The organism is Glutamicibacter sp. St.4D3, from assembly GCF_059728615.1.
The window spans coordinates 149,039-163,913 of record NZ_AP039380.1 but is presented as its reverse complement, the minus strand read 5'-3'; the positions used below and the strand labels follow the sequence as shown (position 1 = coordinate 163,913).

The following is a 14,875-nucleotide window of genomic DNA, read 5'->3' as shown; positions in this document are numbered from 1 at the left end:
AGGATATGCCGCAAATTTGCGGGCTGCGGGCCAGCGAAAAGTTCCAGCTTGTTTTCGCAGGCCCCTTACCACCGATCACGGGCCGACGGGCCCGCTTGACATACCCCCCGGGGTATAGCTTAGGTTGGATGCATACCCCCACGAAAGGATGCACCATGCTTCTGGAACGCTTCTATGACGAAGATCTGGCCCAAGCCAGCTATTTCATTGGCTGCCAGGCCAAGGGCGAGGCAATCGTCGTCGATGCCCGGCGTGACATCTCCGGGTACCTGGCACTGGCCGCCAAGCACGGAATGCGCATCGTCGCGGTGACCGAAACCCACATCCACGCCGACTACCTCTCCGGCACCCGCGAGCTGGCTGCCGCCACCGGGGCCGCCACCTACATCTCGGGCGAGGGCGGAGCCGACTGGCAATACGGTTTCCAGGCCGAGCGCCTAATGGACAAGGACACCATCACCCTGGGCAACATCACCGTGACCGCGCGCCACACCCCCGGCCACACCCCGGAGCACCTTTCGTTCCTCATCACCGACGGCGCCTTCAGCGACCAGCCCGGCTACATGCTCTCCGGCGATTTCATCTTCGCCGGCGACCTGGGCCGCCCGGACCTGCTGGACGAGGCGGCCGGCGGCGTGGACACCCGCTTCGCCGGGGCCAGGGACCTGTTCGCCTCGCTGCGCGACGTCTTTCTGAAGTTGCCGGACCACATCCAGGTCTACCCGGGCCACGGTTCGGGCAGCGCCTGCGGCAAGGCGCTGGGCGCCGTTCCCTCCACCACCGTGGGCTACGAGCGCAACTTCGCCTGGTGGGGCCGCTACCTGGCCAATAACGACGAAGAGGGCTTCATCGCCGAGCTGCTCGACGGACAGCCCGACGCCCACGCCTACTTCGCCCGGATGAAGCGCCAGAACCGCGACGGCGCCAAGGTGCTGGGCACCCTGCCGGAGTTGGTTGAGTTCACCGCACAGCAGATCATCGAGAAGACCTCCGCGAAAGAGGCGGTCTTCGTGGACACCCGCGGACATGTGGCCGTAGCCCAGGGCACCGTCGCCGGCGCCCTGGCCATCCCGGCCATTTCCAAGATGGCGAGCTTCGGCGCCTGGGCCTTCGACCCGCAAGCCGACGACCGCCAGCTGATCCTGTTCGCCGAGAACCTGGAGTCGGCCGAGGAAATGCGCGACCACCTGATGCGTGTGGGCATCGATGCGGTGTCCGGCTACGCCACCAGCCTTCGGGGCCTGCCGGCTTTTACCCCGCCACGCGTGGACCCGACGGAGCTGGAGGACTTTGATCACGCCCTGCTCCTCGACGTCCGCGGCCGGGGCGAGTTCAACGCCGGAGCCATCCCGGACGCGAAGCACATCTCCGGCGGCCGCGCCCTGTGGGCCCTGGACGAACTTCCGACCGACGGCAAGATCGTCACCTATTGCCAAAGTGGCCTGCGCAACTCGATCGTTGCCAGCGCCCTGCGCGATGCCGGGTATGACGTGGTCGAACTGACCGGCAGCTACGCCGGCTGGGCTGCCGCCATGAACAAGACCAACGCCTAATCCAACCCCACGAAGAAGAAGGACACCCCCTCAAACATGAGCACCCCCCTTGATGTCATGGACGCAGCGGCCCTGAAAAAGCTGCTGGCGTCCGACGAATCCGGCGTAGCAGTCCTGGATGTGCGCACCCCCGCGGAGTTTGAATCCGTGCACATCCCGGGCTCCTACAACCTGCCGCTGGAGCTGGTCGCGGAGCACGCCCACGACGTGACCCGCAAGCTGGGCAAGCAGATTGTGCTGGTTTGCCAGTCCGGTGTCCGCGCCGGCCAGGCGCAGCAGAGGCTGGTCGACATCCACATCGAAGCCGGCAGCGTGCTCGAAGGCGGCATCGCGGCCTATGAGAAGTCCGGCGGCCCCGTGGTGCGCGGCACCCGGCGCTGGGCCATGGACCGCCAGGTCCGCATGAGCGCAGGCTCGCTGGTGCTGCTGGGCTTCGTCGCCTCGAAGCTGATCCACCCGAAGCTGGGCTACCTCTCGGCGGCGATCGGCGCGGGCCTGACCTACTCCGCGGCCAGCAATTCCTGCGCCATGGCCAGCCTGCTGTCCAAGATGCCGTGGAACCAGGCCAGCACGGCCGCCAAGGCCAACCCCCTGGGCCAGATCCCCAACGCCGGGCAGCTGCTGAACCCGAACGGCAAGTAGGGGCAAGGACGTGGAGCCATTGGTGATTCTGGTCCTGGCCTTGTCGATCGTCGTCGGCCTGACCCTGGGTTTGCTGGGTGGCGGTGGTTCCATCCTGATGGTTCCACTGCTCACCTACGTGGCGGGCATGGACGCCAGGGAAGCGATCACCACCTCGCTGTTCGTGGTGGGCGTGACCTCGTTGGCCAGCCTGCCGCCCCACGCGCGGGCACGCCACGTGCGCTGGGTCCCCGGCCTGGTCTTCGCCGCAGCGAGCATGAGCGGCGCGTTCCTCGGCGGCCTGGCCAGCGCGGCCATTCCCGCCACGGTGCTGATGGTGGCCTTCGCCATCATCATGCTGGCCAGTGCCCGGAACATGATCCGCGGACGGAAGAAGGCCGCCGGCGCCGATGCCAAGGGCCGTTCTGTGCTGCTGTACATTCCCGTCGGACTGGTCGTCGGCCTGGTCACCGGCCTGGTGGGTGCCGGCGGTGGCTTCCTCATCGTCCCGGCCCTGGTGCTGCTGGCAGGCTTGCAGATGAAGCATGCGGTCGGCACTTCCCTGCTGGTCATCGCCCTGAACTCGGCATCCGGGATGCTGGGGCACCTGAACTCCACCGCGGTCAACTGGCCGCTGACCCTGCTCATCACGGCAGCAGCGATCATTGGCTCCCTGATTGGAGCGCGACTGGCTTCGAAGGTGCCGGAGCAGAGACTGCGCCGCGGGTTCGGATACTTCGTGCTGGCCATGGGCGTCTTCGTCCTGGCCCAGGAACTGCCGCACCCGGCAGGCGCCATCCTTGCCGCTGCCATGGCCCTGCTCACCCTCGCCTGGGTGCTTTGCACCAAAATCCCGACTCTCTCCGCCATATGCCCCTGGCGCAATGCCCGGGCGGCGCAGTAACCGCCAACAACCAAAGGAGCATCAATGAAACCGCTAGAATTGACCGAAACGAACTTCGCTGAAACCGTCAAGTCCTCTGCCATGCTGCTGGTCGACTTCTGGGCAGCCTGGTGCGGCCCGTGCCGCAACTTCGCACCCGTCTTCGACACCGCCGCCGGATTGCACCAGGAGGTGACCTTCGGCAAGGTGAACACCGAGACGCAGCAGAACTTGGCGGCCGCCGCCCAGATCACTTCCATTCCCACGCTGATGGCGTTCAAGGACGGCGTGCTGGTTTATTCCCAGCCCGGTGCGCTGGACTCCCGCGGCCTGGAGGAACTGATTGCCTCGCTGAAGAACCTGGACATGGAAGCCGTGCACGCCCAGATGGCGGCCGCGGGGAAGTCCCAACAGTAATCCGGGGGTGCACCCCATGGTCTTTTCGAATAGGAGCACATCATGCGCAACGCAGATGAAGCCACACGCAAACGCATCCTCAACCGCCTGAAGCGGGCCCGCGGCCAGCTTGATGCAGTGATCAACTCGGTTGAAAACGACGGCAAGTGCCGCGACGTGGTCACCCAGCTCTCTGCCGTGTCCACGGCCCTGGACCGCGCCGGATTCGCCATCGTGGCCACGGCCATGCAGCACTGCCTCATCGATCCCGAAAAGACCGCCGAAGCGGAAGACGGCTTGACCGTTGAAGAGCTGGAGAAGCTCTTCCTCTCACTTTCCTAGATTTACGGCTTACGAGCCAGAGAAGGAGGCACCTCATGTGCCGACAGGTTTCCTGCAAAAAATGTGGCAAGACCACCTGGGCCGGCTGCGGCCAGCACGTTGACTCGGTTATGCGCGGCGTCCCCGCCAAGGACCGCTGTCAAGGCCACGAGAACGAGCCGGGCAAGGGCTTCTTTAGCCGGCTCTTTGGACGCTAGAGCCGGGAGCGGTTAACACAGGCGCCTGGAAGCAGTTGTGCAAGAAACTGCAGCTGCGTTGCGGGAATCCGGGTTGTACACCCGATTCCCGCAAGACATGAAGTCCACTGCCTTTTGATCTCCCGGTAGCTACCGCCTGATAAGGACGCAAGGCGGGGCATCATAAGGCATGTGGGGCCACCGGATCGCTGGTCTGCCAGGCACGAAGTGTACCGGCGGAAGCGCTTTGGGGTACGACCGCCAGCACTTTGGACTGGCGGCTGCCCCACGAGCCGGCACCAAGTATCACGTGGCCGCCGTGCTGCCCTGTGCGAGTGCTAGGACAACGATGGATTCGCGCGCTCAAGCACCCACGGGGCGGACCTCAGGGGGATCCTGCATCCCCCACGCTTCGCGTGTGAGATCAACTCACCCAGTGCAAAGGGAGTTTGCCTCACCGTCTCTTCAGGCTTCAGGCAGTAGCCGCGGCCAGCAGCTCCAACACGTGCTGGTAGTCCTTGCCGGTGGCCCGGCTCATTCCCAATTCGCAGGTGCGGTTGCAGGAAGCGTGGGCCTGGCTGTCCAGCTGGCGCACCTGTTCGGCCTGCACAGCGGTGGCCGAGGCGGTCAGCTCCGGATGCAGCATGCCCCGGTCCCCGGCAAAGCCACAACATCCCCAGTCCTGGGGCACCTGCACGGTGTGGGCAACCGCCTGGGCAATCTGCACCAGCTGGTCGTTCAGCCCCATCTGGGTGGAGGAGCAGGTGGGGTGCAGGGTCAGCGACTGGATTTTCCGCCCCGCCGGCAACCGATGCAGCAGGTGCTCGGCGGTGAAGCCGAGCACATCGATGACCTGGAATCCGGCCTGGCCCAGGATGTGCTCAAACCCCTCGGTGCAGCTGCTCGCGTCGGAGATCACCGGCAGCCTGCCGCCGGCAGGCTGGGCGGCACGCACCCGGTTCAGGACGCGGGCCTCCATCACCTCATGACCCTGCGCATAGCCCTTGGAGGTCCAGGGTGTGGCGCAGCACATGGATTCGATGCCCTCGGGCACCAGCACCGCGACCCCGGCCCGGCGCAGCAGCTGTTCGAACGCGGCTCCCACCCCCGGCCCATCCCCGCAGGAGCCGAACATGGAGTTGACGCAGGCGGGCAGGTAGAGCGCCACCGGCTCGGCATCGGGGGCACCGAGCCGTCCGGTCAACGGTTTGCGGGCGGCCCCGCCGGCCGGCAGGTCCGCGTCATAGCGCGGCATGACATCATCCCCAAGGACCTTGCGCGCCACCTCGGTGGTGCCGCGCACCAGCGGCGCCGGCAGCTTGTCCGCCACGCTCAGGGCGACCGACCCGGCCCGGGTGGCGGCACCCCAGCCCTTGGCGGCGGCCTTGAAGCCGGCGGCCAGCACCGGGTTCGCGGTTTCGCGCCGCAGCCGCTTGACCAGCAGCCCGGTGTTGATCTGCACCGGGCAGGCGGTGACGCACATGCCGTCCACGGCGCAGGTGTCCACCGAGTCATAGCCCTGCTCGCGCTCCAGTTCCCGGGCCAGCTCGTGGTTTCCCTCGGCCTGCGCCTTGGCGATGGCCCGGCGCACCACGATGCGCTGGCGCGGGGTGAGGGTCAGGTCCTTGGAGGGGCACACCGGCTCGCAGTAGCCGCATTCCACGCAGCGGTCCGCCTCAACTTCGATGGTCTCGTTCAGCTTGATGTTGCGCATGTGCGCCGCGTGGTCCTCATCGATGATGACCCCGGGGTTGAGCATGTTGCGCGGGTCGGCGGCAGCCTTCAGCTCGCACATCACCGAATAGAGCTCATCCCCGTACTGTCGGCGGACGAAGGGGGCCATGGCCCGCCCGGTGCCGTGTTCGGCCTTCAGGTTCCCGCCCTTGTCCAGGATCAACTGCACCATCTGTTCGTTGAAAGCGTTGTACCGCTTCAGGGCGGCGTCGCCTTCAAAGCGGTCGGTGAGCATGAAGTGGATGTTTCCGTCCTTGGCATGGCCGAAGATCACCGAGTCGGCGTACCCGTAGGAGCCGAACAGTTCCTGCAGGTTTTGGCAGGTGTCGGCCAGCTCGGCGACGGGTACCGCCACGTCCTCCAGCAGCGCGGTGGTTCCCGAAGCCCGGGCGCCAGCCACCGAGGCGTATAGCCCCTTGCGGAATTTCCAGGCGGCCTGCCGGGTGGCGGCGTCGGCCGAGAGACGGGCCGGGGCCCGCAGGGCGGCGGCATCCAGCAGGCGCTGCCCGGCGGCGGTGTGCGCGGCCAGCTCCTGCTCGCTGTCGGCATGGTATTCGACCAGCAGCGCGGCCTGGTCGCTGACCTCGAATCCGAGGATGGCCTCGGGCACCCCGGGAAGGCCCTGCCCCACCCGCAGTGAGGTGCTGTCCATCAGCTCCAGGGTTGCGGCCCCGGACTCCACCAGCTCGGGAAGCGCCCGGGTGGCCTGGTCAAGGTTGTCGAAGACGGCCAGGGTGGCCACGGCAAGCTTGCGGATGGGGATGGTGCGGAACACGGCCTCGGCCACGAACGCCAAGGTGCCCTCGGAGCCGATGATCAGGTGGGCCATCAGCTGCGCGGGCGAGTCGAAGTCCAAAAAGGCGTTGATGCCGTAACCCATGGTGTTTTTCAGCCCGAAGTGCTTTTCAATCAGTGCCACCGAGGCCCGGTTGCCGCGCACCCGTTCACGCAGGCGCTGCAGGGTGGCCACCAGGTGCGGTTCGGCGGCGGCAAACTGGGCATCCGCGTCGGGGGCGGCGGTGTCGATCATGGTCCCGCTGGGCAGCACGAAGACCATGGACTCCAGGGTGCGGTAGGTGTTGAACTCGGTGCCGCAGGCCATGCCGGAGGAGTTGTTGGCAATCACCCCGCCCACCGTGCAGGCCGCCTCGCTGGCCGGATCCGGGCCCAGCTTGTAGCCGTGGCGGGCCAGGCGCGCATTGACCTGGCGGATGGTGGCCCCGGGCTGCACCCGCACCCGCCGGCCCCCGTCCAGCAGGGTGATCTGGCGGAAGTTCTTGCGCACGTCCACCAGCAGCCCCTCCCCACTGGCCTGCCCGGCCAGGGAGGTGCCGCCCGAACGCAGGGTGACCGGCTGATGGTTGCGTGCCGCGGCGGCCAGCAGCCCGCTGACTTCCTTGGCGTCGGCGGCGATGACCACCGCCTGCGGGGTGAACAGGTAGTGCGAGGCATCAGAGGCGTAGGCGACCCGGTCAATGGAGCGGGTGCGCACCCGCGACGCGTCGGTGACGACGTTCAATACTTCCGGCGCAACGGTGCTCTCACCCAATGCTGGCGTGCTCACGGCCATGGTGTGCTCCTGTCATCTGGGGATCCAGACTACCCACATAAAAAATTGTCTAACAAGTACACATGCCATGGTAGACCCTTGCGTGCGATACTTGAACCGTCCAGGCACCAAGGCGGAAAGGAGCGCAGGTGGCGCGCTTGCAAGTGGTCTCCGTGGTTCAGGCGATCATCCGTGACCTGCGGGAGCGAATCTTCAGCGGGGAACTGGCTCCGGGAACACCGCTGCGTGAAACCGAGCTGGCCGCGCGCTATGAGGTGGCCCGTCCCACCGCGAAGGCGGCCCTGGAAAACCTGGTGGCCAGCGGCCTGCTCAGCCGCAACGCCCACCAAACCGCGCGGGTGCGGGTGCTGAACGCCGATGACGCGCGGGACATTTACCGAACCCGGGGAATCATCGAGGCCGAGGCGGTGCGCCTGCTGGCCCTCGAACGCCGTGTGCCGCAGGCCGCCCTGCAGGCCAACGCGGAGATCACCGCCCTGCGCGGCGCCTCGCCCATCGACATCGTCGACCCCGACGTGCGGTTTCATGCCGCACTGGTCGACGCCCTGGAGTCACCGCGCACCAGCACCATCTACAGCCAGCTCACCGATGAGATCCGGCTGTGCATGAGCCATGTCCAGGACGCGACGCTGCTGTCCACCGAACGCATTGCGGGCGAGCATGCGCAGCTGCTCGAGCTGATCTCGCGGGGCGAGAGCCAGGCGGCCGCCGAGGTGCTGGCCGCGCACCTGGCCAATGCCAGCACCCGGCTGGCCGGACACCTGGCGGTCCTGGCCAGCTAAAGCCGCACGTAGGCGGCGCCGGCGAACTGCTCCTGCGCGATCGCGATCGGGGCGGCCGGGACCACCTGGATTCCCGCGGGGAGCTGGGCGGCATCGATCCCCCGGTTGGCCAAACCCACCGCGCACACCCCCACCGTCGTTTCCGGCGGCAGGCGATCCGGGCGCAGTCCGGTGGCCGCGTCCAGCGCCTGGCCATTGATGATGATGCGCACCCGAACCCCCTCAAATGCCTCGCCCAGCCGGCGGGCCGAATCGATCGCCCGCTGCACGTCCTGCACCTTGTCCGAGGCGTGCAGGACAACTGTCCGTGCCTGCCCCGTGCGCTGTTCACTCATTGCCGTTTCCCTTCTGCCGCAAGGCGCCGCCAGCTGCCCTCCGCCGCCGACGTTCACCGTTTCCTGGTGCCATCATAGAACCGGCCTTGACCGGCTGCGCTGTTGCCGGCCTGATCCGGGAAGGGCCGCCGAAGCGCGGGATGCGCAGGCCCGCGAGGAACTGGGAAAGCCCTTCCTCCCGCTTTCCCGGCGGCCACGGCCAGCGTGGGGCAGCCCGGAGTGCGGCCAAACAACCTGCCACGCGGGCGGCCAGCACACTGATGCGCCCACGGGTTGGACACCCTTCCCCGGGCCCCGCATGGGGGAAGGCACCGGCGGCGTGGACGCTATGCGTTGCCGACGCTGAGCGTCTGGTCCTGCAGCCATTGGCGTTCGGCAGGGGTGGGCAGGCGTGAGGACACGCCATCGGTGTCCAGGGCCACCATCACCGTGGTTCCGTCAAAGGCGATCTGGTCGTCCTGGTAACCCAGATGCCGCAGGGCAAAGGACTTGGTGCCGATTCGGTCCACCCCCATGCGAACCGTCATGGACGGCCGGTAGTACAGCGGCTTGAGGTAGCTGATCTGCAGCGCGGCAACCACCAGCCCGTTGCCGAAGCGTTCGGCGATTCCATCACGGCGCAGCCAGCGGACCCGGGCCTCCTCCATCAACGTCACGATCCGGGCGTTGTTCACGTGGCCCAGCTTGTCCTCGTCGCTCCAACGCAACTGGATTTCAATGTCGGTCCCACCGGTGGGGATTGGTGAAGTTTGGCTCATTCCCCCATTTCAGCAACTTCCCGGCGCCGCGGCATCATCCGTTACGCGTGATGGCCGTGTCCTTCTCCCAGGGTTCCACGGATCCGGGAACCAGGTGAAACAGCGGATGCAACGGCAGCTGCTGGACCCCAAGGCGGCGCAGCGGCTCGGCACGCTGCGGGTCGCGGATCAATAGCTTGCCCAGCAGGTGCTGTCGTTCGAAGGCCGCCTGCCCGCTGGGCAGTGCCAGGGTCGGCTCCCCCGCCGCCGGGTGTGGTTCGCGGATGCGCGAGGGGTCGAAGTGGTAGCCACGGTTCGCGGCCTCATCCCACAGTCCCTGCAGGTAACGGCCGATGACCGCCAGCGGCTGGTCCACGGCCCGGAAGCGCACCAGCTGCGGGTGCGCGGTGTACCCCTTGGTTTGTCCGGCCAGGACCTTTTGCGCCAGCAGCGTTTCACGCCAGCAGGCCACGAGTCCCTTGGCGTCGAGCAGGCTTGGATGCAGGGACCATAGTCGCATGGCCACAGTCTACGCATCGAGCGCGGCGCACACCACGGCCCCGGGCCAGTGCCGCCGGTCACGTTCAAGGCCCGGGGGCGCTACAATATGTTCAACCGCTGCTCTGGCGGCCAAAATCTTCCCGGTTCGCTGCCGCGACCCGGTTGAGCCCAATTGCCCCGGCAATGCATGGCGAGGAGTGGAATATGGAACATGTGGGACTGGTATTCGTCGGTGTCATTTTGCTGGTCAACGGCCTGGCCGCGGCCGGGATTATTGGCGCGAGGTCCACTATTCCCCTAAATTTCCTGGTGGGGACCATCCAGGTGGTGCTGCCCACCATCATCCTGGCCCAAGCCGGCGGTGACCCGCAGCTGGTGTCCGGCGCGTGGCCCAGCTACCTGTTTGGCATCACCTATCTCTGGGTGGGCTACAGCCTGGTCACCGGCGCCGAAGAGCACGGCTTTGGCTGGTACTGCCTGTTCGTGGCGGCCATTGCGCTGTATCAGGCGTTGTCCCTGCTGGGCAGCGACCCGGTGTTTGCGGTGATCTGGCTCTGCTGGGCGGTGGCCTGGTTCCTGTTCTTCTGGCGCCTGTCCCTGGGCCGGGAACGGGCCGGCGAGGTGGACATCCAGCGTTTTACCGGCTGGTTCCTGGTCCTCACCGGGATTCCCAGCAGCACGGTGCCGGCCCTGTTCCTGATGCGCGGCAGCTGGACCACCCTGCCGCTGGCCGGTGGCTTGTGCCTGGCGGCCCTGGTGCTGGTCCTGCTGGTGTGCAGCCAGTTGGCGCGGCGCACGGCGGCGCCCCGCCACCCGCAGCAGCCCCTGCTGCCCTCCACGGGGCTTTAGGCCCGGTGCCCCCGCACCGCGCCGCTAGTGAGCTGGCGGTTCGATGAGCTGGCTGCGGATCAGGAACCGCTTGCCCTCCGGGGCTTCGAGCGAGAACCCCGAGCCGCGCCCGTTGACCACGTCCACGGTCAGCCTGGTGTGCTTCCAGTATTCGAACTGTTCCCTTGACATCCAAAAATCGATGTCGCCCAGCACGGTCCCGTCCTCAGCAGGCAGCGCCAGCACCCCCAGCAGGATGTCGGCGTTGCCGGTCTTGAATTCCCCGGCCGGGTAGCACATGGGAGAGGAGCCGTCACAGCAGCCGCCGGACTGGTGGAACATCAGCGGGCCGTGCAGATCCCACAGCCGGCGCAGCAGCTGCACGCACTGGGCGGTGAAGTCGACCCGGGAGAACTGCTCACCATCGATCACCGGGCGGGATTCGATAACCTGGGCCATGGTGTGTCCTTTGCTGGTTGGTGCGGCTTGGCGTCGGCGGGGAAGCCTGCGCCCGAAGTGCACGCGTGAGCGCTGACGCTGCGTTCTTCGGGCAGTGGCCGGGTCCCCAGTGTCCTACTATTGCGCCGTGTAGTCGATCACGACGCGGCCATCGATCTTCGCATGGCGCATCTCGTCGAAGACGGCGTTGATGTCCTCCAGCGGTCGGGTGTGGAAGGTCGGCTTGATCTTCCCGGCCGCATAGAATTCCAGGGCCTCAATCATGTCCTGGCGGGTGCCGACGATCGAGCCGCGGATGGTCAGTCCCTTGAGCACAATGTCGAAGATCGGGGCGGGGAAGTCCCCGGCCGGCAAGCCGTTGAAGACAATGGTGCCGCCGCGGCGAGTCATCCCGATGGCCTGGCCGAAGGCAGCAGGGTGCACGGCGGTGACCAGCACCCCGTGGGTACCGCCGATCTTTTCCTGGATTACCTCCGCCGGGTCCTGCGCGAACGCGTTGACGGTCAGTTCGGCCCCGTGCTTCGTGGCCAGCGCCAGCTTCTCGTCGGCGACGTCGATGGCGACCACCCGCATGCCCATGGCCACCGCGTACTGCACCGCGATGTGCCCCAGCCCGCCAATGCCGGAGATGGCCACCCACTGTCCCGGGCGCACCCCGGTCATCTTCAGGCCCTTGTACACCGTCACGCCGGCACACAGCACCGGCGCGATTTCGTGGGGGTCCGAGCCCTGTGGGATCAGGGCGGCGAACCGTGCATCCACCAGCATGTACTGCCCGAAGCTGCCGTTCACCGAGTAGCCGCCGTTGGTCTGGGACTCGCACAGGGTTTCCCAGCCGGTCCGGCAGTATTCGCAGCTGCCGCAGGCGCTGGCCAGCCACGCGTTGCCGACCAGGTCGCCGACCTTCACCTCGGTGACGCCCGGGCCGACCTTCTCAACGGTGCCCACCCCCTCGTGCCCGGGGATCAGCGGCAGCGTCGGCTTGACCGGCCAGTCCCCCTCGGCCGCGTGCAGGTCGGTGTGGCATACGCCCGAGGCGATGAGCTTCACCAGCGCCTGGCCGGGGCCCGGCTCCGGGATGGGGGCGTCCTTGACCTGGAATTCCTGGCCGAAGTCCTCGACGACGGCTGCTTTCATGGTGCTCATGGTGTTGTCCTTTGCTTGGCGTTCGAAGGCGTGCAGCGTGAGCGGGGCGGCCGCCGATGAGGCTGGCTATCGGCGGCGCTGCACCCGGTGACCCCACGCCCTCGAGGTCTGATCAAAATGTGGAAGTGGTTTCCCCAAGGACGGGGAGGGTGTGAACGGTGTTGCTTAGAAGAAGCCGAGCTTGTCCTCCGAGTACGAGACCAGCAGGTTCTTCGTCTGCTGATAATGCGAGAGCATCATCAGGTGGTTTTCCCGGCCGATGCCGGAGGACTTGTAGCCCCCGAAGGCCGAGTGCGCCGGGTAGGCGTGGTACTGGTTGACCCAGACACGACCGGCCTGGATCTGTCGTCCGGCCCGGTAGGCGGTGTTGCCCTCGCGGCTCCACACGCCGGCCCCCAGGCCGTAGAGGGTGTCATTGGCGATCGTGATCGCGTCGTTGTAGTCACTGAATTTGGTGACCGCAACGACCGGACCGAAGATCTCCTCCTGGAAGATGCGCATGTTGTTGCTGCCCTCGAAGATGGTGGGCTGCACGTAGTAGCCGTCGGCAAGCTCCCCACCCAGCTCGGCCCGACCGCCGCCGGTGAGCACCTTGGCGCCCTCCGCGGTGCCGATGTCCATGTAGGACAGGATCTTCTCCAGCTGGTCGTTGGAGGCCTGGGCCCCCATCATGGTTTCGGTGTCCAGCGGGTTGCCCTGCTTGATCGCCCGGGTGCGGGCCAGCACCTTCTCCATGAACTCGCCATAGATGCTTTCCTGGACCAGTGCCCTTGAGGGGCAGGTGCACACCTCGCCCTGGTTCAGCGCGAACAGGGTAAAGCCCTCCTGCGCCTTGTCGTAGAACGCGTCGTCCCTGGCCGCGATGTCCTCGAAGAAGATGTTCGGGCTCTTACCGCCCAGTTCCAGGGTGACCGGGATCAGGTTCTCCGAGGCGTACTGCATGATCAGCCGACCGGTGGTGGTTTCACCGGTGAACGCGATCTTGCGGATGCGCGGGTTGGAGGCCAGCGGCTTGCCGGCCTCGGCACCGAAGCCGTTGACGATGTTCACCACCCCCTCGGGCAGCAGGTCCCCGATCAGCTCGATGAGCACCAGGATGCTGGCCGGGGTCTGCTCGGCCGGCTTCAGCACCACCGCGTTGCCCGCGGCCAGCGCCGGGGCGAGCTTCCACACGGCCATCAGGATCGGGAAGTTCCAGGGGATGATCTGCCCGACCACGCCCAGCGGTTCGTGGAAATGATAGGCGGTGGTGTCATCATCGATCTGCGACAGGGTGCCTTCCTGGGCGCGGATGGCCCCGGCGAAGTAGCGGAAGTGGTCCACCGCCAGGGGCAGGTCCGCGTTCAGGGTTTCACGGACCGCCTTGCCGTTGTCCCAGGTTTCGGCGACCGCCAGCATTTCCAGGTTCTGCTCGATGCGGTCCGCGATCTTGTTCAGGATGACCGCCCGTTCGGCGACACTGGTCCTGCCCCACGCAGGGGCGGCGGCATGTGCGGCGTCCAGCGCCAATTCGATGTCTTCGGCGGTGGAGCGGGCCACCTCACAGAACGCCTTGCCGGTGACCGGGGTGATGTTCTCGAAGTACATGCCCTTGACCGGGGCCACCCATTGGCCCCCGATGTAATTCTCGTAGCGCGACTTGAACGCGACCAGTGCGCCGTCGGTGTTCGGGTTGGCGTAAATACCCATGGTTGTCTTGCTCCTTCGTGGCCGGACAGATGCTGCCCGTGGTGGTTCTTGGCCCGTCCGCCGGCGCCGGGCCCGCGGTGCCGCGGACTCCTTCGCGGTGAACCGCAGCTGTTGGATGTGACGATAGTCACTGGAAGGTTGCAACTAGGTTGCATGCCCCGGGCAACGTACGATGAGGCGCGAGGGGACCGGGCGGCGGACGATTCAAGAACAGGTGGGCAGCGCTATGCGGCATAGGGCGGGGCCAGGTGGTGATGCGCAGGTCAGCGGCTGGCTGGCTGAACTGGGCATTGCCGGGATCACTGACCTGCATGTGCATTTCATGCCGGATCGGGTGCAGCAGAAGGTCTGGGGATTCTTCGATGGGGTGGCCGCCAGCGGCGCGCCAGCCTGGCCAATCCACTACCGGCTTCCGCTCCAGCAGAGGATCGAGGCGCTGGCCGGGCTGGGGGTGCGCAATTTCAGTTCGCTGAACTACGCGCACCGCCCGGGCATGGCCCAGTGGCTCAACGACTTCAGCACCGCCCTGGCCCAAGACCATGCGCAGGTGATTCACTCAGCCACGTTCTTCCCGGAACCCCAGGCCCCTGCCGTGGTGCAGCGGGCGCTGGACGCCGGGGCGCGGATCTTCAAGATCCATGTCCAGGTCGGCGGGTTCTGCGTCCTGGATCCGTGGCTGGAGGAGGCCTGGAGTCTGGTGGAGCAGGCCGGCGCCCCCGTGGTTATCCATTGCGGGCATGGGCCGCACCCCGGGACGTTCACCGGCATCGCACCGATCCGGCGGCTCATTGAACGCCACCCGGGTCTGGTGCTGATCATCGCCCACGCCGGGTTGCCGGACTATCTGCCGTTTGCCGAGCTGGCCCACAAGCACCGCAACGTCTACCTGGACACCACGATGGTGGGCACCTCCTACATGCAGCAGCTCTTTCCAGTCCCGCCCGACTATGCCCGCATTCTGCATGCGCTGGCGGGCAAGGTGGTGCTGGGCAGCGATTTCCCCTCGATCCCCTACCCCTACAGCCATCAGCTGCAGGTGCTGAACGACTGGGGGCTGGGTGCCGATTGGCTGGCCGGGGCCCTGTGGCATACGCCCCGTGGGCTGGTGGGGCTACCCGCCTAG

Annotated in this window: 16 protein-coding genes; 9 read left to right on the top strand and 7 right to left on the bottom strand. The window is 66.7% G+C overall.

Going from position 1 to position 14,875, the window contains the following annotated elements:
* The first annotated feature begins 155 nt into the window (after positions 1-155).
* The 6 genes from AC6I21_RS00775 to AC6I21_RS00750 are packed head-to-tail and all read left to right on the top strand — an operon-like array spanning position 156 to position 3,992.
* On the top strand, positions 156-1,553 hold the full coding sequence (locus AC6I21_RS00775) for an MBL fold metallo-hydrolase (protein WP_497762897.1): 1,398 nt from the start codon (positions 156-158) through the stop codon (positions 1,551-1,553).
* A gap of 36 nt (positions 1,554-1,589) precedes the next feature.
* On the top strand, positions 1,590-2,195 hold the full coding sequence (locus AC6I21_RS00770) for a rhodanese-like domain-containing protein (protein WP_497762896.1): 606 nt from the start codon (positions 1,590-1,592) through the stop codon (positions 2,193-2,195).
* Between the two features lie 10 nt (positions 2,196-2,205).
* On the top strand, positions 2,206-3,078 hold the full coding sequence (locus AC6I21_RS00765) for a sulfite exporter TauE/SafE family protein (protein WP_497762895.1): 873 nt from the start codon (positions 2,206-2,208) through the stop codon (positions 3,076-3,078).
* A 24-nt stretch (positions 3,079-3,102) separates the two neighbouring features.
* Positions 3,103-3,474, top strand: a complete 372-nt coding sequence (trxA, locus tag AC6I21_RS00760) for a thioredoxin (protein WP_138174649.1) — start codon at positions 3,103-3,105, stop codon at positions 3,472-3,474.
* Positions 3,475-3,516: 42 nt separating this feature from the next.
* The gene (locus AC6I21_RS00755; protein WP_054821262.1) at positions 3,517-3,795 is read left to right on the top strand and encodes a metal-sensitive transcriptional regulator; all 279 of its coding nucleotides are present in this window, start codon (positions 3,517-3,519) and stop codon (positions 3,793-3,795) included.
* Positions 3,796-3,830: 35 nt separating this feature from the next.
* Positions 3,831-3,992, top strand: coding sequence for a DUF8730 family Cys-rich protein (locus AC6I21_RS00750; protein WP_138174651.1), 162 nt, complete (start codon positions 3,831-3,833; stop codon positions 3,990-3,992).
* A 451-nt stretch (positions 3,993-4,443) separates the two neighbouring features.
* Here AC6I21_RS00750 and AC6I21_RS00745 read toward each other — a convergent pair whose 3' ends face one another.
* Positions 4,444-7,275, bottom strand: a complete 2,832-nt coding sequence (locus tag AC6I21_RS00745) for an FAD-binding and (Fe-S)-binding domain-containing protein (protein ID WP_497762894.1) — start codon at positions 7,273-7,275, stop codon at positions 4,444-4,446.
* Between the two features lie 128 nt (positions 7,276-7,403).
* On the opposite strand from AC6I21_RS00745, the gene AC6I21_RS00740 reads away from it, so the two are divergent.
* Entirely contained in the window at positions 7,404-8,057 is a 654-nt protein-coding gene (locus tag AC6I21_RS00740) for a GntR family transcriptional regulator (RefSeq protein WP_497762893.1), read from the top strand.
* Here AC6I21_RS00740 and AC6I21_RS00735 read toward each other — a convergent pair.
* The 3 genes from AC6I21_RS00735 to AC6I21_RS00725 all read right to left on the bottom strand — a co-directional run bounded on the left by AC6I21_RS00735 (position 8,054) and on the right by AC6I21_RS00725 (position 9,649).
* Positions 8,054-8,392 carry a hypothetical protein gene (locus AC6I21_RS00735; RefSeq protein ID WP_138174657.1) on the bottom strand — a complete coding sequence of 113 codons (339 nt, stop codon included), beginning with the start codon at positions 8,390-8,392 and terminating at the stop codon, positions 8,054-8,056. The genes AC6I21_RS00740 and AC6I21_RS00735 overlap by 4 nt on opposite strands.
* Positions 8,393-8,718: 326 nt before the next feature.
* Positions 8,719-9,150 (bottom strand): acyl-CoA thioesterase, encoded by a 432-nt coding sequence (locus AC6I21_RS00730; RefSeq protein ID WP_497762892.1) that lies wholly within the window; start codon positions 9,148-9,150, stop codon positions 8,719-8,721.
* A gap of 34 nt (positions 9,151-9,184) precedes the next feature.
* A complete protein-coding gene (locus AC6I21_RS00725) occupies positions 9,185-9,649 on the bottom strand; it encodes a pyrimidine dimer DNA glycosylase/endonuclease V (RefSeq protein ID WP_138174661.1) in 465 nt (154 codons plus the stop codon).
* Between the two features lie 185 nt (positions 9,650-9,834).
* On the opposite strand from AC6I21_RS00725, the gene AC6I21_RS00720 reads away from it, so the two are divergent.
* Positions 9,835-10,479, top strand: coding sequence for an AmiS/UreI family transporter (locus tag AC6I21_RS00720; RefSeq protein WP_138174663.1), 645 nt, complete (start codon positions 9,835-9,837; stop codon positions 10,477-10,479).
* 24 nt (positions 10,480-10,503) lie between these two features.
* Here AC6I21_RS00720 and AC6I21_RS00715 read toward each other — a convergent pair whose 3' ends face one another.
* From AC6I21_RS00715 to adh, 3 genes are all read right to left on the bottom strand, one after another.
* Entirely contained in the window at positions 10,504-10,917 is a 414-nt protein-coding gene (locus AC6I21_RS00715) for a DUF779 domain-containing protein (protein WP_138174665.1), read from the bottom strand.
* 117 nt (positions 10,918-11,034) lie between these two features.
* Entirely contained in the window at positions 11,035-12,063 is a 1,029-nt protein-coding gene (gene adhP / locus AC6I21_RS00710; protein ID WP_138174668.1) for an alcohol dehydrogenase AdhP, read from the bottom strand.
* 165 nt (positions 12,064-12,228) lie between these two features.
* A complete protein-coding gene (adh, locus tag AC6I21_RS00705; RefSeq protein ID WP_138174670.1) occupies positions 12,229-13,752 on the bottom strand; it encodes an aldehyde dehydrogenase in 1,524 nt (507 codons plus the stop codon).
* Between the two features lie 226 nt (positions 13,753-13,978).
* Here adh and AC6I21_RS00700 point away from each other — a divergent pair, with 226 nt between their 5' ends.
* Positions 13,979-14,875, top strand: coding sequence for an amidohydrolase family protein (locus AC6I21_RS00700; protein ID WP_497762891.1), 897 nt, complete (start codon positions 13,979-13,981; stop codon positions 14,873-14,875).

Excerpts from the sequence above, each read along its gene's own strand:
- AC6I21_RS00700 (WP_497762891.1), top strand. The coding sequence starts at position 13,979 with ATGCGGCATAGGGCGGGGCCAGGTGGTGATGCGCAGGTCAGCGGCTGG.
- AC6I21_RS00770 (WP_497762896.1), top strand. The coding sequence starts at position 1,590 with ATGAGCACCCCCCTTGATGTCATGGACGCAGCGGCCCTGAAAAAGCTG.
- AC6I21_RS00715 (WP_138174665.1), bottom strand. The coding sequence starts at position 10,917 with ATGGCCCAGGTTATCGAATCCCGCCCGGTGATCGATGGTGAGCAGTTC.
- AC6I21_RS00720 (WP_138174663.1), top strand. The coding sequence starts at position 9,835 with ATGGAACATGTGGGACTGGTATTCGTCGGTGTCATTTTGCTGGTCAAC.
- trxA (WP_138174649.1), top strand. The coding sequence starts at position 3,103 with ATGAAACCGCTAGAATTGACCGAAACGAACTTCGCTGAAACCGTCAAG.
- adh (WP_138174670.1), bottom strand. The coding sequence starts at position 13,752 with ATGGGTATTTACGCCAACCCGAACACCGACGGCGCACTGGTCGCGTTC.
- adhP (WP_138174668.1), bottom strand. The coding sequence starts at position 12,063 with ATGAGCACCATGAAAGCAGCCGTCGTCGAGGACTTCGGCCAGGAATTC.
- AC6I21_RS00730 (WP_497762892.1), bottom strand. The coding sequence starts at position 9,150 with ATGAGCCAAACTTCACCAATCCCCACCGGTGGGACCGACATTGAAATC.
- AC6I21_RS00745 (WP_497762894.1), bottom strand. The coding sequence starts at position 7,275 with ATGGCCGTGAGCACGCCAGCATTGGGTGAGAGCACCGTTGCGCCGGAA.
- AC6I21_RS00735 (WP_138174657.1), bottom strand. The coding sequence starts at position 8,392 with ATGAGTGAACAGCGCACGGGGCAGGCACGGACAGTTGTCCTGCACGCC.
- AC6I21_RS00755 (WP_054821262.1), top strand. The coding sequence starts at position 3,517 with ATGCGCAACGCAGATGAAGCCACACGCAAACGCATCCTCAACCGCCTG.
- AC6I21_RS00725 (WP_138174661.1), bottom strand. The coding sequence starts at position 9,649 with ATGCGACTATGGTCCCTGCATCCAAGCCTGCTCGACGCCAAGGGACTC.
- AC6I21_RS00775 (WP_497762897.1), top strand. The coding sequence starts at position 156 with ATGCTTCTGGAACGCTTCTATGACGAAGATCTGGCCCAAGCCAGCTAT.
- AC6I21_RS00750 (WP_138174651.1), top strand. The coding sequence starts at position 3,831 with ATGTGCCGACAGGTTTCCTGCAAAAAATGTGGCAAGACCACCTGGGCC.